The organism is Pseudomonas versuta, assembly GCF_001294575.1.
GTDB classification, from domain to species: Bacteria; Pseudomonadota; Gammaproteobacteria; order Pseudomonadales; family Pseudomonadaceae; genus Aquipseudomonas; species Aquipseudomonas versuta.
In genome coordinates, this window is the sequence record NZ_CP012676.1 from 1,780,057 (window position 1) to 1,797,244 (window position 17,188).

The window sequence follows — 17,188 nt, forward strand, 5'->3', positions numbered from 1 at the left end:
TCGCGCCTACAGATATGAGGTGTAGAGGCGTTGCGGTTATGCAGTGTCGCCAATGGCTTTAGTCTCAACGGACGATGAGCCCGGCAACCTTCCTTCCCATACTGCTCCAAGCCAACAAATACAGGCTTTGAGGAGCAGGCACATGATCGACATTCGTGGTTTGAGCTACTTCGTTGCAGAGTCCGCCGACCCGGTACAGTGGCAGCGTTATGCCGAAGATGTGCTCGGGATGATGGTCACTGCAGCACCCGCTGGCGGTTTGTACGTGAAGATGGACGAACGCCCGTTCCGGATGTTGATCGTGCCTGGCGGTGAGTCACGCTATCTGGCATCCGGCTGGGAGCTGGCCAATGAGAAGGCATTCAATGCCGCTATCGAAACCCTGGATCAGGCCGATGTCAGCTGGCGCCCGGGTACCCCCGAGCAATGCGATCAACGCGGTGTGCAAGCATTGCTGCACGTCACCGACCCTTCGGGCAACCGCCATGAACTGAGCTGGGGCCATCGCTCCGATTGCCAGACCTTTGTTTCCCCGCAAGGGGTTCCGGGGTTCATCACAGGTGATATGGGCCTGGGGCACACCGTTCTGCCTGCAACCAACTTCGATGCCACCCTGGCCTTTGCCAAGGACGTACTGGGCTTCGAGTTGTCGGACATTTTCAACTTCCGGCCCGACCCGTCGGCGCCGCCGATCCGTATCCACTTCCTGCATTGCAAAAACAGCCGTCACCACAGCCTGGCCCTGGCCGAGTACCCGGTGCCGTCCGGCTGCGTGCATGTGATGGTCGAGGTCGAGTCGATGACCGAGGTGGGCCGTGCCCATGACCGGCACCTGGCGCACAACGTGCCGCTGTCGGCCACGCTGGGCCAGCACCTGAACGACCGCATGACCTCGTTTTATATGAAAACCCCTTCAGGCTTTGACCTGGAGTACGGCTATGGCGGCTTGCTGGTGGATTGGCAAGACCACAGCGCTTTTGAATTCACCCGGGTCAGCCTGTGGGGCCACGATTTTTCAGTCGGCCAGCAGTAACAGACCGGTAAAGGAGTAACCCATGAACAAGCAAATGACAGCGGCAGACGTGGTCGGCCAAATGCGTGACGGCATGACCATCGGCTTTGGCGGCTGGGGGCCACGGCGCAAGCCGATGGCAATAGTGCGCGAGATCCTGCGCTCGGACGTCAAGGACCTGACCGTGGTCGCGTATGGCGGCCCTGAAGTGGGCATGCTCTGTGCGGCCGGCAAGGTCAAAAAGCTGGTGTTCGGTTTTGCCACCCTCGATGCAATCCCGCTGGAAGCCTACTTTCGCAAGGCGCGCGAGGCCGGTGAGCTGGAGTTGATGGAGCTGGATGAAGGCATGCTGCAGTGGGGCCTGCGGGCCGCCGGCATGCGTTTGCCGTTTTTGCCGACCCGTTGCGGCCTGGCCACCGATGTCAGCCGCCTGAACCCGGACATCAAGCAGGTGCAGTCACCCTATGACGACGGTGAAGTACTGCTGGCGATGCCCGCGCTGAACCTCGATATGGCCTTTTTGCACGTCAACGTCGCGGACCGCTTGGGCAACACCCTGATCACCGGGCCCGACCCGTATTTTGACCATCTGTTCGCCCGTGCCGCCAGGCAGTGCTTTGTGTCGTGCGAAAGGATCGAGGAGCGCTTGAGCCTGGATGCCGCCCAGGCCCGCTTCAATACCTTTGAACGCTATCTGGTCAGTGGTGTGGTGCATGCGCCGTTTGGCGCACACCCGACGTCGTGCCCGTCCGATTACGGCTGGGACATGAGTCATCTCAAGCGCTATAGCGCCAGTGCCGGTGAAGACGGCGGCTGGCAAGGCTATGTCGCAGAGTTTGTGACACCGGGCGAATCCGCCTACCAGGCCAGCAATGGCGGTGCCGACCGGCTGGGCGCTTTGCCGCTGCCAGTGTTTTGAGGAGTATGAACATGACTGCGACCTGCGAATTTACCCTTGCCGAACTGTTGATCGTGGCCGCCTGTGAAGCCTGGCGCGATAACGGCGAAGTGATTGCTTCCGGCCTCGGGGTGATCCCGCGTCTGGGCGCTAGCCTGGCCAAACTGAGCCACAGCCCGGAACTGTTGATGACCGACAGCGAGGCCTTTCTGGTGGAAGAGCCGGTTCCTTTGGGGCCGCGTGGTGATTATGTGCCGCGTTACTCGGGCTACCTGTCGTTTGAGCGGGTGTTTGAGTGCGTGTGGGGCGGACGGCGTCACGCCATGATCGGGCCGACCCAGATCGACCGCTGGGGCCAGACCAACCTGTCGTGCATTGGCGACTATCAAAAGCCCAAAGTGGCCATGCTGGGGGTGCGCGGCCTGCCGGGCAACAGCATCAACCACATCAACTCGTTCTTCGTGCCGAGCCATAACACTCGTGCATTTGTGTCCGGTGAAGTGGACATGGTGTCTGGCGTGGGGTTCAAGCCAGAGCGTTGGGAAGAAGGCATGCGCCGCGACCTGATGGACATCCGCCTGATCGTCACCGATCTGTGTGTGATGGACTTTGGCGGCCCGGACCACGCGGTTCAGGTGCGCTCGCTGCACCCGGGAGTGAGCTTTGAACAGGTGCAGGACAATACCGGCTTCCCGCTGCTCAAGGCGGCCGATATCAAGCAGACCGTGGCGCCTACCCCGGAACAATTGGCGCTGATCCGTCGACTGGACCCGCATGACTATCGCGCAGCCGCGCTCAAGGGTAATCCACCCGGCATTCGTCAGGCCTGAAGGCAAGGACTCCAGATGAACAGCGACAGCGAATTTGTGCAGCGGGCTGATACCGCTGTGTATGAGACTGAAGAACCGGTGCTGTATGGCGTGGCGGATGGGATTGCCACGCTGACCCTTAATCGGCCGACGGTGAACAACGCGCAAAACTCGCAGATGACCTACGCGCTGGACGATGCCTTTCGCCGGGCGGTGAATGACGATGCCGTGAAGGTCATCGTGCTGCGCGGCAACGGCAAGCATTTTTCGGCCGGGCATGACATCGGCACGCCGGGGCGCGACATCAACAAGCCGTTTGAGCGTGCGCACCTGTGGTGGGATCACACCAACAAGCCTGGTGGCGAGTACCTGTACGCCCGTGAGCAGGAGGTGTATCTGGGCATGTGCCGGCGCTGGCGCGAGGTGCCCAAGCCGACCATCGCGATGGTGCAGGGCGCGTGCATTGCCGGTGGGCTGATGCTGGCCTGGGTGTGTGATCTGATTGTGGCCAGCGACGATGCGTTTTTCCAGGACCCGGTGGTGCGCATGGGCATTCCGGGGGTGGAGTACTTCGCCCATCCCTACGAGCTGAACCCGCGCATTGCCAAGGAGTTTCTGTTTACCGGCGACCGCATGAGCGCCGAGCGCGCGTATCAGATGGGCATGGTCAATCGCCTGTTCAGTCGTGATGCGCTGGAGGCGGGCACTTATGCGCTGGCAGCGGCCATTGCCAAACAACCGCGCATGGGGCTGGCACTGACCAAACAAGCGATCAATCACGTCGAAGATTTGCAGGGCAAGCGCACGGCGATGGATGCGGTATTTGCCTGGCACCACTTCGCCCACAGCCACAACGAACTGCTATCGGGCGACAAGCTCGGTGGCTACGACGCCAAGGCCATGATCGAGGCGAACAAGACGGCTGCCGGAGAGCGTCGATGAGTGGGTATCTGCAAACGGCGCTGACCGACGCACTGGGCTGCCGCTACCCCATCGTGCAGACCGCGATGGGCTGGGTGTCGGACGCCAATCTGGTGATCGCCAGCACCCGCGCCGGGGCTTTCGGGTTTCTGGCGGGGGCGACCATCGCTGCCGATCAACTGGAGGCCGAAATCCAGCGCGTGATCGAGGCCACCGGTGGCAGTAATTTCGGCCTCAACTTTCATATGTTCCAGGAGAACGCGGCGCAGTGCGTGGACCTGGCGATCGAGTACCGCTTGCGTGCCGTCAGTTATGGGCGTGGGCCGGATCGCCACACTATTGAGCGCTTCAAGCAGGCCGGGGTGCTGTGCATTCCGACGGTGGGGGCACTCAAGCATGCGCTCAAGGCGGTTGAGTTGGGCGCGGACATGATCACGGTTCAGGGCGGTGAAGGCGGCGGGCATACCGGCGGGGTGCCGAGCACCATTTTGCTGCCCCAGGTACTGGATGCGGTACAGGTGCCGGTGATTGCCGCCGGAGGCTATTCCACCGGTCGCGGCCTGGCCGGTGCATTGGCCAGCGGGGCGGCCGGGATTGCCATGGGCACGCGGTTTTTGATGACCCGGGAGTCGCCTACCCCTTTGGCGACCCTGGAACGCTATGTGAAAGTCAAAGATGCGCAGCAGATTCGCGTGACTTTGGCGGTGGACGGGATGCGCCACCGGATGATCGAAAACGCCTTTATCAACCGTCTGGAAAAGGCCGGAGCTTTTGGCCGCTTGCGCATTGCGCTGGGCAGTGCCTGGCAATGGAAGCAACAGACCGGCATGAGCCTGGGGCATATGTTCAGTGTGTTTGCCCAGTCGGTAAAGGAAGACCCGGGCGCCTTGTCGCAGACCGTGATGGCGGCCAACCAGCCGGTGCTGTTGCAGCGCTCAATGGTGGACGGGGTGCCGGATGAAGGGATCTTGCCCAGCGGGCAAGTGGCGGCGGCGATTGGCGAGCTGAAAAGTTGCGATGAGGTGATTCAACAGATGGTGCTTGAGGCTGAGCGTTGTTTCAGTGCCTTGCGCCATGCCTGATGTACTGTAGGAGCGAGCTTGCTCGCGAGCTGTTGGCGGTTATAAGAGCTCGCGAGCAAGCTCGCTCCTACAGGTTTTGGGGGGTTAGAGGGTTACCCAGCGGTGTTGCAGTGCCGCTTCGCGAATGGCCGATGCCAGCCGTTCTACCTGCCAGGCTTCTTCAAAGTCGGGGCCCGGTGCGGGGTTGCCGGCGCAGGCCTGGATCAGTGCATGCACTTCCAGGGTTTTCAGTTCGTTGTATCCCAACTGGTGGCCTGGCGCAGGGCTGAACGCGGCATAGCCGGGTAATTGCGGCCCCGCCAGAAGCCGTTCAAAGCCTGCCTGGCCGGCTTTGCACAGGTGCAGTTCATTCAGGCGCTCCTGATCGAATTTAAGGGTGCCGCGGGTGCCGCTGATCTCGAAACTTAGGTGGTTCTTGTAACCGTGCTTTAGCCAGCTGCTGCTGAACGTGCCCCGCGCGCCATTGCAAAAGCGCAGCAGGGCGTGGGTCTGGTCGTCGATCAGGATGTCGCGCAGTTCGCGGCTGTCGCGGCTGGCCGGGCGTTGCGGGTGCACGGTCTGGCTGTCGGCGCACACAGCTTGAACATCCCCCACCAGGTAGCGCGCCATGGCCAGCAGATGGCTGCCCAAGTCGGCCAGGGCGCCGCCGGCATGACCCGGCTCGCAGCGCCATGACCAAGGCTGCGCCGGATCGGCCATGAAGTCTTCGCTGAACTCGCCCTGAAAACTGATGATGCGGCCCAGGTCGCCGCGCTCAATCATCTGTTTTGCCAGCACCAGCATCGGGTTGTGTTGATAGTTGTAACCCACTCGTGTGACCACGCCTGCGACTCTGGCGGCGAGGTGCATGTGCTCGGCCTGTTGCAGGCTGACCGCAAGGGGTTTTTCGCAATACACCGCTTTGCCTGCCGCGATGGCGGCCATGGCCATGGGGAAGTGCAGGTGGTTGGGGGTGGTGATGGCGACAATGTCCACGGCCGGGTCGGTGATCAGCTGTTGCCAGTCGCCATGGGCGCGGGCAAAGCCCCAGGCGTTTGCGCAATGTTGTGCGCGTTCGGCGTCTGCATCGGCCAGGGCTGCAAGGTGCAATTGCACCGGCAGTTCAAACGCCGCGCTGACATTACGAAACGCCAGCGCATGGGCCCGGCCCATAAAACCGGTGCCAATCAAACCAATACCAAGTGCACGCATAGCCTGGATCCTTTGAATTGTTATGTTCAGGGAGGGCTATTAATGGAATAAATATTCCGAAATATAAACTGGTGGAACTGGATTATTGCCTTGGGTCTGTAGGAGCGAGCTTGCTCGCGAGCTTTTGGGGGTTAAGAGCTCGCGAGCAAGCTCGCTCCTACAGGGGGGGGTTGGGTTATGAGAGGTAGCCGCCGTCTACGTTCAGCGACACGCCGGTGGTGTAACTCGAGGCGTCGCTGGCCAGATACAGCACTGCACCGGCCATTTCGCCGGGTTGTGCCACGCGTTTGAGCGGGATTTGTTGCAGTGCGGTCTTGAGGATGGCGTCATTGCTGACCAGGGCCGAGGCAAATTTGGTGTCGGTCAGGCCCGGGAGCAGGGCGTTACAGCGAATCCCGTACTGCGCGCACTCCTTGGCAAACACCTTGGTCATGTTGATGACTGCGGCTTTGGTCATTGAGTAGACCCCCTGGAACACGCCCGGCGATACGCCATTGATGGAGGCTACGTTGATGATGCTGCCGCCGCCGTGGTCGCGCATCAGCTTGCCGGCCTCAACCGACATAAAGAAATAACCGCGAATGTTGACGTCCACGGTTTTCTGGAACGCACTCAGGTCTGTGTCCAGGACGTTGGAGAATTGCGGATTGGTCGCCGCGTTGTTGACCAGAATATCGATGCGGCCAAATTCTTCGCGGATCCGGGTAAAGGTGCGGGTGATCTGTTCCATTTCGCCGATATGGCAGGCGATGGCCGTGGCTTTGCCGCCCTCGGCGATGATCGCATCAGCCACCGGCTGGCAGCTTTCGAGCCTGCGGCTGGAAACAATCACATGGGCGCCCTGTTGGGCCAGCAGTTTGGCGATGGCCTCACCGATGCCGCGACTGGCTCCGGAAACAAATGCAATTTTGCCATCAAGGTCGAACAGTTGAGTCCTGGACATGTTGATTCCCTGGTTGTCGCGGGGTTAGAGGCTGGATGAGTGGATGAGGTTGAGGCTCATTTGCTCAAGCAGCGCATTCATCTGCACAAAGGACGCGAAGCGCTTGTCCCGGGTCTGGCCTTGGTAATAGCGGTAATAGATTTGCTGAACGATACCTGCCAGACGGAACAGTCCGTAGGCGTAGTAAAAATCGTAGTTGTCTATCTGAATACCGGTGCGCTCGGCGTAGTAATCGACGAATTCGCGGCGGGTCAACATGCCCGGGGCGTTGCTGGGCTGGCGCCGCATCAGTTGAACCGGTGCCGGGTCGCCGGCTTCAATCCAGTAGGCGAGGGTGTTGCCCAGATCCATCAGCGGGTCGCCCAGGGTCGTCAGCTCCCAGTCCAGCACGCCGATGATTTGCATCGGGTTGGCGGGGTCGAGGATCACGTTGTCGAAGCGGTAGTCGTTATGAACGATGGCCGGGGTTGGGTGATCTGCCGGCATTTTGGCCTGCAGCCACTGCTTGACGGCTTCCCAGCGCGGGGCATCCGGGGTCAGGGCTTTTTCATAACGCTCGCTCCAGCCGCTGATCTGGCGCTGTACATAGCCTTCAGGTTTGCCCAGGTTGCCCAGCCCGCATGCGTTGTAGTCGACCTGGTGCAATTGCACCAGGGTGTCGATGAAGCTCTTGCACAGGGTCTGGGTGGCGTCGGCAGTCAGCGCCAGTTCATCGGGCAGGTCGCAGCGCAGGATGATGCCCCGGACCCGCTCCATGACGTAGAACTCGGAGCCGATCAGGGTTTGGTCCGTGCAGTAGGCAAAGGCTTTGGGGCAGTAAGCGAAGGCATCCTTGAGCTGGTTGAGAATGCGGTATTCGCGGCCCATGTCGTGGGCCGATCTGGCTTTTTGGCCAAAGGGCGGGCGACGCAGTACCAGCTCCTGATCGGGGTATTGAATCAAGTAAGTGAGGTTGGACGCGCCCCCCGGAAACTGGCTGACCACGGGTAGCCCCACAAGCCCCGGGACATGGGCCTTGAGGTAGGGGTCGATGCGGCTGATGTCGAGTTCTTCACCCGGGCGGATGCCGGTGGAGGAGTCAGTTAGCGCCATGTTTATCTCTTCTGCTTATATTTGTGGCTGGGTAACATTCGCTAATCTAATGGTCGGCCGGGCCCGGGACAAGCCGGGTACGGCCTTAATAGGTGCGGGTGTTGATGGGCGATCAGCGGGATTGATAAGCGTTGAGTAAAGCGGGGCGAAAAAAAACCGAAGCGCGTGGTCTTCGGTTTTTTGCTGTTGCGTGTGGCTTACGAAGGGAACAGTTCGCTCAGCTTCATGGCCAGCATCATGTCGCCTTCAGCGCGCAGTTTGCCGCCCATGAAGGCTTGCATGCCATCGGTTTCGCCGCTGACGATGCCGTCCAGGGTTTCACCGTCCATGACCAGTGTGACTTGGGCGTCCGGGTTCTCGCCTTCCTTGAGTTCGCAAGTGCTGTCTTTAACGATCAGCGAGAAGTTTTTGGTGTCATCAATGCGAAAACCGAATACCAGGTCCAGACCGGCAGCAGCGGCTGGGTTGAATTTGGCTTTCATTGCTTGAACGGCATCAGCTACAGAAGTCATGGTTCGATCCTTTTAGGTTGGGTTACTGCGACCCGCAGGTCGCGGTTGCCGACGCTCAACGATAGGTGATGAGTGACGGCGTCTTCAACAGTTGCAGGTGCACATGACTGTTGAAGGAAGCCAGTACGACCTCGCGGCCATGGAACTTGAGCTGGCTGAGCGAGGTGTTAGCAATTTGCCAGGTCAGCTTGAAGGCATCGCTGGCCGGAATTTGCGTCAGTATGTGCAGCAAAGCAGTGATGGTGCCACCTGAGGTGAACACGGCGATGGTCTGCTGGTTGCGGGCCAGGTCGAGAATCCGGTTCAGGCCTGCCTGAACCCGTTCTACAAAGCCCAGCCAGGTTTCAAGTTCGGGGGTGTCATAGGTGCCGCTGAGCCAGCGCGCGATGATCAGTTCAAAAATGCGCTGGAACTCTGCCGGGTTGTGGGCGGCATTGTTCATGGCCGTTATGGCGTCAGGTTCATCTGGCAACAGGCCAGGAAGCAGGGCGCCAAGCACCGCGAAAGCGTCAAATTCGTTGAATGCCGGGTCAATCTCATGGGCGGGAACGGGCAGTCCGGCAGCCGTGAACTGTGCCAGTGCATGACGCGCGGTGTCTTGCTGGCGCAGCAGATCGCCCGAGATGCAGCGATCAAAGCGCAGGTCCAGGTCAACCAGATGCTGGCCTACGACTTGTGCCTGGCGCACGCCCAGGGGCGACAGCCTGTCGTAGTCATCAGCACCGAAGGAGGCCTGGCCATGTCTTATCAAATAGATGCTGCCCACTTTCGCGTCATCCCGCTCAGTTGAAAGTGTGGCGAGGTTAGGAGGAAGGCAAGAACCTGTCAATGAAAAAACATACGCTCGTTTGAATCGCCTGTATGGGCTTCCCTTGGCCCTGTATCGCGGCTGGCAGGGCGAAGGTCACGCCGGTATGCTGGGCGTCATTACGCGGCCCTAACCCGAGGGTCGTACGCTAATTAAGGAGAGGCTGTGGAATTTTTTGCCGATTACGCCAGTTTTCTGGCCAAGACCGTGACGCTGGTGATTGCCATTGTGGTGGTGCTGGTGACGATTGCGGCATTGCGTGGCAAAGGTCGCCGTCGCTCTGCAGGGCAGTTGCAGGTCAGCAAGATGAACGAGTTTTATAAAGGCCTGCGCGACAAGCTGGAGCAGTCGTTGCTGCCCAAGGATCAACTCAAGTCACTGCGTAAACAGCAGGCTAAAACCGACAAGAAGTTGAAAAAACAACCGGAAGAAAAACCGCGTGTATTTGTGCTGGATTTCGACGGTGATATCAAGGCTTCGGCCACTGAAAGCCTGCGTCACGAAATCACGGCCTTGCTGACCTTGGCCACCCCGGCCGATGAGGTGGTGCTGCGTCTGGAAAGTGGCGGCGGCATGGTGCACAGCTATGGCCTGGCGTCGTCGCAACTGGCGCGTATCCGTCAGGCGGGGATTCCGCTGACCATCTGTATCGATAAGGTCGCGGCAAGCGGCGGCTACATGATGGCGTGTATCGGTCAGAAGATTATCAGCGCACCCTTTGCGATTCTGGGTTCGATCGGGGTTGTGGCGCAGTTGCCCAACGTCAATCGCCTGCTGAAAAAGCACGACATCGATTACGAAGTGCTGACCGCCGGTGAGTACAAGCGCACCCTGACGGTGTTCGGCGAAAACACGGAAAAAGGCCGGGAGAAGTTCCAGCAGGATCTGGACATCACCCATCAGTTGTTCAAGAACTTTGTCGCCAAGTACCGTCCGCAACTGGCGATCGATGAAGTGGCCACCGGCGAGGTCTGGCTGGGGGTTGCAGCGGTCGACAAGCTACTGGTGGATGAGCTGAAAACCAGTGACGAGTATTTGTCGGAGCGTGCCCGGGACGCTCATCTTTACCACTTGCACTATGCACAGCGTAAAAGCTTGCAGGAGCGCGTTGGCCTGGCAGCCAGCAGTTCGGCAGAGCGGGTGGTTGACTCTTTGTGGAGCCGTTTGACTCAGCAGCGGTTCTGGTAAGTCTGCTGTCTTTCGGGACTCTTTGAGCCACGTAAGGACTCAGGAGTTGCCCGTGTCACAGGCATGCCATGTGACACGGGCGCGTCAGGCGATCAACGACGACGGAACAGCGGCATCGGTTCATCGGTGGAAGACTGGTAGGTCACCGAAAAATCTTTCAGGCCTTGCAGTGCTTCATACGGGTCTTTGTCGGCACGAATGGCAAACGCATCGAAGCCGCAGCGGTGCAGGTAGAACAGCTGGTCGCGCAGGACATCGCCAATCGCCCGCAATTCGCCTTTGTAACCATAACGGTCACGCAGCAAGCGGGCGTTGGAGTAGCTGCGGCCATCGGTGAAGGCGGGGAAGTTCAGGGCAATGACCTGAAAGTTAGCCACGTCCTCGCCCAGTTCTTCGGCTTCTTCATCGCTGTCCAGCCATACACCGAGGCCGCCATCACGGGCCTTGAGTGCCGGGCCATGTTCGCGCCACAGCGCCAGCGGCACGATCAGGTCGTCGCAGTTGGAGATGTCATCAAAGCTGACGTCCTTTGGCAGCAAGTGCCAGGTTTCGTCGATCACTTCGTTGTTTTTAATTATTCGCTGCATAGACGCGCTCCTTGAAAGGGTCGATGCCGATACGTTGGTAGGTGTCGATGAAGCGCTCATCTTCGGTACGTCTTTCAACGTACACATCGATCAGCTTTTCGATCACGTCCGGCATGGCGTCCTGGGCGAACGAGGGGCCGAGAATTTTGCCCAGGCTGGCATCACGGCTGGCGCTACCACCCAGAGAGACCTGGTAGAACTCGGCGCCTTTTTTGTCTACGCCCAGAATCCCGATGTGACCGACGTGGTGGTGACCACAGGCGTTCATGCAGCCGGAGATGTTGAGGTCCAGTTCGCCGATGTCGAACAGGTAATCCAGGTTGTCAAAGCGACGCTGGATCGATTCGGCAATCGGGATCGACTTGGCATTGGCCAGCGAGCAGAAATCACCGCCAGGGCAGCAAATCATGTCGGTCAGCAGGCCGATGTTCGGCGTGGCGAAGCCTTGCTCGCGCAACTCGCCCCACATGGTGAACAACTGGTTTTGTTCGACGTCGGCCAGGATGATGTTCTGTTCGTGGGAGGTGCGCAGTTGACCGAAGCTGTAGCGATCGGCCATGTCTGCGATGCCGTCCCACTGTTTGTCTGTCACGTCACCCGGCGCTACACCCGTAGGTTTGAGCGACAGGGTAACGGCGACATAGCCCGGCTTTTTGTGGGCCAGGGTGTTGCGGCTGCGCCAGCGGGCGAAACCCGGGTGCTGCTGGTCGAGTTCAGCCAGTTCAGCGCTGAAGTCGGGCAGTACTGTGTAGTCAGGGTCGACGAAGTGCTTGGCGATGCGCTGGACTTCAGCCTCGGTCAGGGTGTTCGAACCACCGCGCAGGTGAACCATCTCGGCTTCAACGCGCTCGGCGAACACTTGCGGGGTCAGGGCTTTTACCAGGATCTTGATCCGGGCCTTGTACTTGTTGTCACGACGGCCGTAGCGGTTGTAAACCCGCAGGATGGCTTCGAGGTAGCTCAGCAAGTCTTGCCACGGCAGGAATTCGTTGATGAATGCGCCGATCACCGGAGTACGGCCAAGACCGCCGCCCACGAGTACGCGGAAGCCCAGTTCGCCGGCGTCGTTGAATACCGGCTCAAGGCCGATATCGTGCACTTCAATGGCGGCACGGTCAGAGGCAGAGCCATTGATGGCGATTTTGAATTTACGCGGCAAATAGGCGAATTCAGGGTGGAACGTGGTCCACTGACGAACAATCTCGCACCATGGGCGCGAATCGATCAGTTCATCGGCAGCCACACCGGCAAACTGGTCGGTGGTGACGTTACGCAGGCAGTTGCCGCTGGTTTGAATGGCGTGCATTTGCACAGTCGCCAGTTCTTCCAGGATGTCCGGCACGTCTTCCAGCGCCGGCCAGTTGAATTGCACGTTCTGGCGGGTACTGATGTGGGCGTAGCCCTTGTCATAGTCGCGGGCAATTTTGGCCATCATTCGCGCTTGACGCGAGGTCAACTGGCCATAAGGCACGGCAACCCGCAGCATCGGGGCAAAACGTTGAACATAAAGGCCATTTTGCAGGCGCAGGGGGCGGAACTCTTCTTCGCTCAGCTCACCTGCCAGATAGCGTCGGGTCTGATCCCGGAACTGCTTGACGCGGTCCTCGATGATCCGCTGATCGTACTCGTCATATACGTACATATAGGTCCTGTTCTCAGGCTGCTAACAGCTTATCTGCGCGCACGGCCGCGCACTCCCCACGGAGCGAGGCACGATACCAGTTTGTAGTTATGCGCAAAAGTGATGTTTAAGCATATGCAAAGAACCAAAACGACTATAAGAGTCTGATTCTCAATGCCTTACTTGTGAGAAGGACATTACTGAACTTAACTGAGCGCAAGTCTTCAAGCATTCACCCATAAAACCGAAAAAAGGCGATGCGATGAGTACTCCAGTCAAAGTGCGTAAAAGCGACAGCAAGGTCGATGCATGGGCCATTCTTTTTCTGATTATTCTGGTGGTCTCAACGGCCATTTTCTGGGTGAGTCACCAGTAGTCAAACCCCTGCCAGATACAGCACCAGCTTGACGATCCCGAACAGGGCGAGCGCGAAGCACAGGGTAAACAACAAGCCCAGTGTCAGAAACTGACCGGGCTTGCCGTGGGTGAAATCACGGGAGCGGTTTTTCGCGCTTTGCACGCCAAAAGCTGCAGCCATCACGCTGTGCAGCACTTGCCAGAAGGTAGGTGGCTTGTTGGCTGGATCGTCCATACATCCCTCCACTATTGAGTTGCTGTGAGCACAGCATAGTTCAAGGGATGCATACCACTTGACTGCAGGAGCGAGCTTTAACGGCTCGCGAGCAAGCTCGCTCCTGCAGAGGCAGGGGTTTTAGTTGTCGTAACCCAGATTCGGCGCCAGCCAGCGCTCCGTCACGCTCAGGTCCTGACCTTTACGGGCCGTGTAACTTTCAATCTGATCCTTGTCGACCTTGCCCACGGCAAAGTATTGCGCTTGCGGGTGAGCAAAGTACCACCCGCTGACCGCAGCAGCCGGGAACATGGCGTAGTGTTCGGTCAGGAAAACACCGCTCTGGCCTGCGCGCATCTCTTGTGCTTCAGGGTCCAGCAGGGCGAACAGGGTGCCTTTTTCCGTGTGGTCCGGGCAGGCCGGGTAGCCCGGGGCAGGGCGGATGCCGCTGTATTGCTCTTTGATCAGTTCGTCGTTGGCCAGTTGCTCATCCTTGGCATACCCCCAGTACTTGGTCCGCACTTGTTGATGCAACCATTCGGCGCAGGCTTCGGCCAGACGGTCTGCCAGCGCCTTGACCATGATCGAGTTGTAATCGTCGCCCGCTTCCTGATACGCCTTGGCCACTTCTTCGGCACCAATACCGGCGGTGGTAATAAACCCCCCTACGTAGTCGGTGACGCCGCTGTCTTTGGGCGCGACAAAATCGGCCAGCGAGAAGTTCGGCTTGCCGTCGGTCTTGATGATTTGCTGGCGCAGGTGGTGCAGTTTTGCCAATGGCTGGCCATCGTCGCCGTACAGCTCCAGATCATCATCGTTGACCTGGTTGGCCGGCCAGAAGCCAAATACCGCACGGGCGCTGATCAGCTTCTCGTCGATCAGCTTGGCGAGCATTTCCTGAGCATCGGCATACAGTGCGGTGGCAGCTTCGCCGACCACTTCGTCGGTCAGGATGCGCGGGAACTTGCCCGCCAGGTCCCAGGAGATGAAGAACGGCGTCCAGTCGATGTACTCGGCCAGCACTTTGAGGTCGATATTGTCCAGCACCTTGGCCCCGGTAAACGTCGGTTTGACCGGCTCGTAGGTGCTCCAGTCGAACTGTGGCTTTTTGGCAATTGCTGCTGGGTAGCTCAAACGCTCCGTACGGGCACTGCGGTTAGCGGTGCGTTCGCGCACTTCAATGTATTCAAGGCGGGTTTTCTCGACGAAACCGGGCTTCAGTTCCTTGGACAGCAACTGGGTGGCTACACCTACGGCGCGCGAGGCATCGGTGACATAGATCACGGCATCATTCTGATACTTGGGCTCGATCTTGACCGCCGTGTGAGCCTTGGACGTGGTTGCGCCACCGATCATCAGCGGCAGATGGAAATCCTGACGCTGCATCTCGCGGGCCACGTGGACCATTTCATCCAGTGACGGGGTAATCAGGCCGGACAGGCCGATAATGTCGCACTTCTGTTCCTTGGCCACCTGCAGGATTTTTTCTGCCGGCACCATCACGCCCAGGTCAACAATGTCGTAGCCGTTACAGCCCAGTACCACGCCGACAATGTTCTTGCCGATGTCGTGCACATCGCCTTTAACGGTAGCCATCAGGATCTTGCCCTTGGCTTCTGGCTTGTCGCCCTTTTCCAGTTCGATAAACGGGATCAGGTGCGCCACTGCCTGTTTCATCACGCGGGCGGATTTCACCACCTGAGGCAGGAACATTTTGCCCGCACCAAACAGATCGCCCACGATGTTCATGCCAGACATCAGTGGCCCTTCGATGACTTCGATCGGACGCTTGAACGACTGGCGCGACTCTTCGGTGTCTTCGACGATATGGGTGGTGATGCCCTTGACCAGCGCGTGCTCAAGGCGCTTGTTGACTTCCCAGCCACGCCACTCTTCGGTCTCGGCCTCTTTGACGCTGCCGTCACCTTTGTACTTGTCGGCGATTGCCAGCAGGTTATCGGTGCCGTCCGGGGTGCGGTTGAGCACCACGTCTTCCACGGCGTCGCGCAATTCAGCCGGGATCTGGTCGTAAATCTCCAACTGGCCGGCGTTGACGATGCCCATGGTCAGGCCATTGCGGATCGCGTGCAGCAAAAACACCGAGTGGATGGCTTCACGTACCGGGTTGTTGCCACGGAACGAGAAGGACACGTTGGACACGCCACCCGAAGTCAGAGCATACGGCAGCTCGTCGCGGATGTAGGCGCAGGCGTTGATGAAGTCCACGGCGTAGTTGTTGTGTTCTTCAATACCGGTGGCCACGGCAAAGATGTTCGGGTCGAAAATGATGTCTTGCGGCGGAAAGCCGACTTCATTGACCAGGATGTCGTAGGAGCGTTTGCAGATTTCTTTTTTGCGCGCTTCAGTATCGGCCTGGCCGGCTTCGTCAAACGCCATCACCACCACGGCAGCGCCATAGCGCTTGCACAGTTTGGCGTGATGAATGAACTGCTCAACGCCTTCCTTCATGCTGATCGAGTTAACGATGCCCTTGCCCTGAATGCACTTGAGGCCCGCTTCGATGACTTCCCACTTGGAGGAGTCGATCATGATCGGCACGCGGGAAATATCCGGTTCGCCGGCAATCAGGTTGAGGAAGGTGACCATCGCCTTCTTCGAGTCCAGCATGCCCTCGTCCATGTTGATGTCGATGATCTGCGCACCGGCTTCAACCTGTTGCAGCGCCACTTCCAGGGCTTCGGTGTAATTGTCTTCACGGATCAGCCGGGCGAAGCGGGCCGAACCGGTGATGTTGGTACGCTCGCCGACGTTTACGAACAGTGAGCTGCGATCGATGGTGAACGGCTCAAGACCGGACAGGCGGCAGGCTTTCGGGATATCCGGGATCTGGCGCGGGGCATAGCCGGCCACCGCCTTGGCGATGGCTTCGATATGGCCCGGGGTGGTGCCGCAGCAGCCGCCCACAATGTTGAGGAAGCCGCTTTGGGCGAACTCTTCAATGACCTTGGCAGTTTCAGCCGGCAGTTCGTCGTATTCACCGAACTCGTTGGGCAGCCCCGCGTTGGGGTGGGCCGAAACATAGGTATCGGCCTTGTTCGACAGCTCTTCGAGATACGGGCGCAATTCACGGGCACCCAGGGCGCAGTTCAAACCGACCGAAATCGGCTTGGCATGGCTGATGGAGTTCCAGAATGCTTCGGTGGTCTGACCCGACAGCGTACGCCCGGAAGCATCGGTGATGGTCCCGGAGATCATGATCGGCAATTCGACACCCAACGTCTCAAACACGCCCTGTACGGCAAAGATCGCGGCTTTGGCGTTGAGGGTGTCGAAAATGGTCTCGATCAGAATCAGGTCGGCGCCGCCTTCGATCAGGCCTTTGGTGGCTTCGGTGTAGTTTTCTACCAGCTCATCGAAGGTCACGTTGCGATAGCCGGGATTGTTCACATCCGGCGACAGCGAGCAGGTTCGGCTGGTCGGCCCGAGCACGCCAGCGACAAAACGCGGCTTGTCCGGGGTTTCGAGAGTTTTGGCGTCGGCCACCTTGCGGGCCAGGCGTGCGCCTTCTACGTTGAGTTCGTAGGCAAGCGCCTGCATGCCGTAGTCGGCCTGGGACACCTGAGTGGCGTTGAAGGTGTTGGTTTCGAGGATATCGGCCCCGGCATCCAAATACGCCTTCTCAATGGCCCCGATTACATCCGGGCGGCTGAGGATCAAAAGGTCGTTATTGCCTTTGACGTCACTCGGCCAGTCGGCGAAGCGTGTTCCACGATAGTCGTGTTCCTCTAGGCGGTAGCTTTGGATCATAGTGCCCATGCCGCCATCGAGAATCAGAATGCGCTCTTTGAGGGCTTGCTGAAGTGCTTGGAGACGAGCGCTGCGGTCAGACATAGGACTACCTGTTAGAGCCATGCAAAAGATGCGAAATCATAACAAACCTGCGTGGGATTTGAGCGTTCGCTAATTTACATGAATTTGATTCATGTTGAAGC

Annotated in this window: 15 protein-coding genes; 6 read left to right on the forward strand and 9 right to left on the reverse strand. The window is 59.0% G+C overall.

The annotated features are described in order from the left end of the window. Positions 1-142: 142 nt before the first annotated feature. From AOC04_RS08025 to AOC04_RS08045, 5 genes are read left to right on the forward strand one after another with little or no spacing between them, the layout of a single operon-like run. A complete protein-coding gene (locus tag AOC04_RS08025) occupies positions 143-1,033 on the forward strand; it encodes a VOC family protein (RefSeq protein WP_060692218.1) in 891 nt (296 codons plus the stop codon). 22 nt (positions 1,034-1,055) lie between these two features. Next, a complete protein-coding gene (locus AOC04_RS08030; protein WP_060692220.1) occupies positions 1,056-1,931 on the forward strand; it encodes a CoA transferase subunit A in 876 nt (291 codons plus the stop codon). An 11-nt stretch (positions 1,932-1,942) separates the two neighbouring features. After that, on the forward strand, positions 1,943-2,740 hold the full coding sequence (locus AOC04_RS08035) for a CoA-transferase subunit beta (protein ID WP_060692222.1): 798 nt from the start codon (positions 1,943-1,945) through the stop codon (positions 2,738-2,740). A gap of 15 nt (positions 2,741-2,755) precedes the next feature. Next, positions 2,756-3,661, forward strand: a complete 906-nt coding sequence (locus AOC04_RS08040) for an enoyl-CoA hydratase (RefSeq protein WP_060692224.1) — start codon at positions 2,756-2,758, stop codon at positions 3,659-3,661. After that, complete coding sequence (locus AOC04_RS08045; RefSeq protein WP_060692226.1) at positions 3,658-4,722, forward strand: NAD(P)H-dependent flavin oxidoreductase; 1,065 nt, start codon at positions 3,658-3,660, stop codon at positions 4,720-4,722. The genes AOC04_RS08040 and AOC04_RS08045 overlap by 4 nt, the downstream gene beginning before the upstream one ends. A gap of 84 nt (positions 4,723-4,806) precedes the next feature. On the opposite strand, the gene AOC04_RS08050 is transcribed toward AOC04_RS08045, so the two are convergent. From AOC04_RS08050 to AOC04_RS08070, 5 genes are all read right to left on the reverse strand, one after another. After that, entirely contained in the window at positions 4,807-5,913 is a 1,107-nt protein-coding gene (locus AOC04_RS08050) for a Gfo/Idh/MocA family protein (protein WP_060692228.1), read from the reverse strand. A 175-nt stretch (positions 5,914-6,088) separates the two neighbouring features. Further along, positions 6,089-6,856 (reverse strand): SDR family oxidoreductase, encoded by a 768-nt coding sequence (locus AOC04_RS08055; RefSeq protein ID WP_060692230.1) that lies wholly within the window; start codon positions 6,854-6,856, stop codon positions 6,089-6,091. Positions 6,857-6,880: 24 nt separating this feature from the next. Continuing rightward, a complete protein-coding gene (locus AOC04_RS08060) occupies positions 6,881-7,948 on the reverse strand; it encodes a phosphotransferase family protein (protein WP_060692232.1) in 1,068 nt (355 codons plus the stop codon). Between the two features lie 197 nt (positions 7,949-8,145). Next, on the reverse strand, positions 8,146-8,460 hold the full coding sequence (locus AOC04_RS08065) for an SCP2 sterol-binding domain-containing protein (protein ID WP_060692234.1): 315 nt from the start codon (positions 8,458-8,460) through the stop codon (positions 8,146-8,148). Between the two features lie 55 nt (positions 8,461-8,515). Then, entirely contained in the window at positions 8,516-9,226 is a 711-nt protein-coding gene (locus AOC04_RS08070; protein WP_060692236.1) for a histidine phosphatase family protein, read from the reverse strand. Between the two features lie 207 nt (positions 9,227-9,433). Between AOC04_RS08070 and sohB the strand changes: the two genes are divergently transcribed. Beyond that, positions 9,434-10,456, forward strand: a complete 1,023-nt coding sequence (gene sohB / locus AOC04_RS08075; protein WP_060692238.1) for a protease SohB — start codon at positions 9,434-9,436, stop codon at positions 10,454-10,456. Between the two features lie 92 nt (positions 10,457-10,548). Here sohB and AOC04_RS08080 read toward each other — a convergent pair whose 3' ends face one another. The 4 genes from AOC04_RS08080 to metH form a co-directional block, all read right to left on the reverse strand. After that, on the reverse strand, positions 10,549-11,043 hold the full coding sequence (locus AOC04_RS08080) for a DUF934 domain-containing protein (RefSeq protein WP_060692240.1): 495 nt from the start codon (positions 11,041-11,043) through the stop codon (positions 10,549-10,551). Then, positions 11,027-12,685 (reverse strand): nitrite/sulfite reductase, encoded by a 1,659-nt coding sequence (locus AOC04_RS08085; RefSeq protein WP_060692242.1) that lies wholly within the window; start codon positions 12,683-12,685, stop codon positions 11,027-11,029. The genes AOC04_RS08080 and AOC04_RS08085 overlap by 17 nt, the downstream gene beginning before the upstream one ends. 355 nt (positions 12,686-13,040) lie before the next feature. After that, positions 13,041-13,256 carry a DUF2970 domain-containing protein gene (locus tag AOC04_RS08090; protein WP_060692244.1) on the reverse strand — a complete coding sequence of 72 codons (216 nt, stop codon included), beginning with the start codon at positions 13,254-13,256 and terminating at the stop codon, positions 13,041-13,043. A gap of 120 nt (positions 13,257-13,376) precedes the next feature. After that, complete coding sequence (gene metH / locus AOC04_RS08095) at positions 13,377-17,087, reverse strand: methionine synthase (protein ID WP_060692246.1); 3,711 nt, start codon at positions 17,085-17,087, stop codon at positions 13,377-13,379. Between the last annotated feature and the right edge of the window lie 101 nt (positions 17,088-17,188).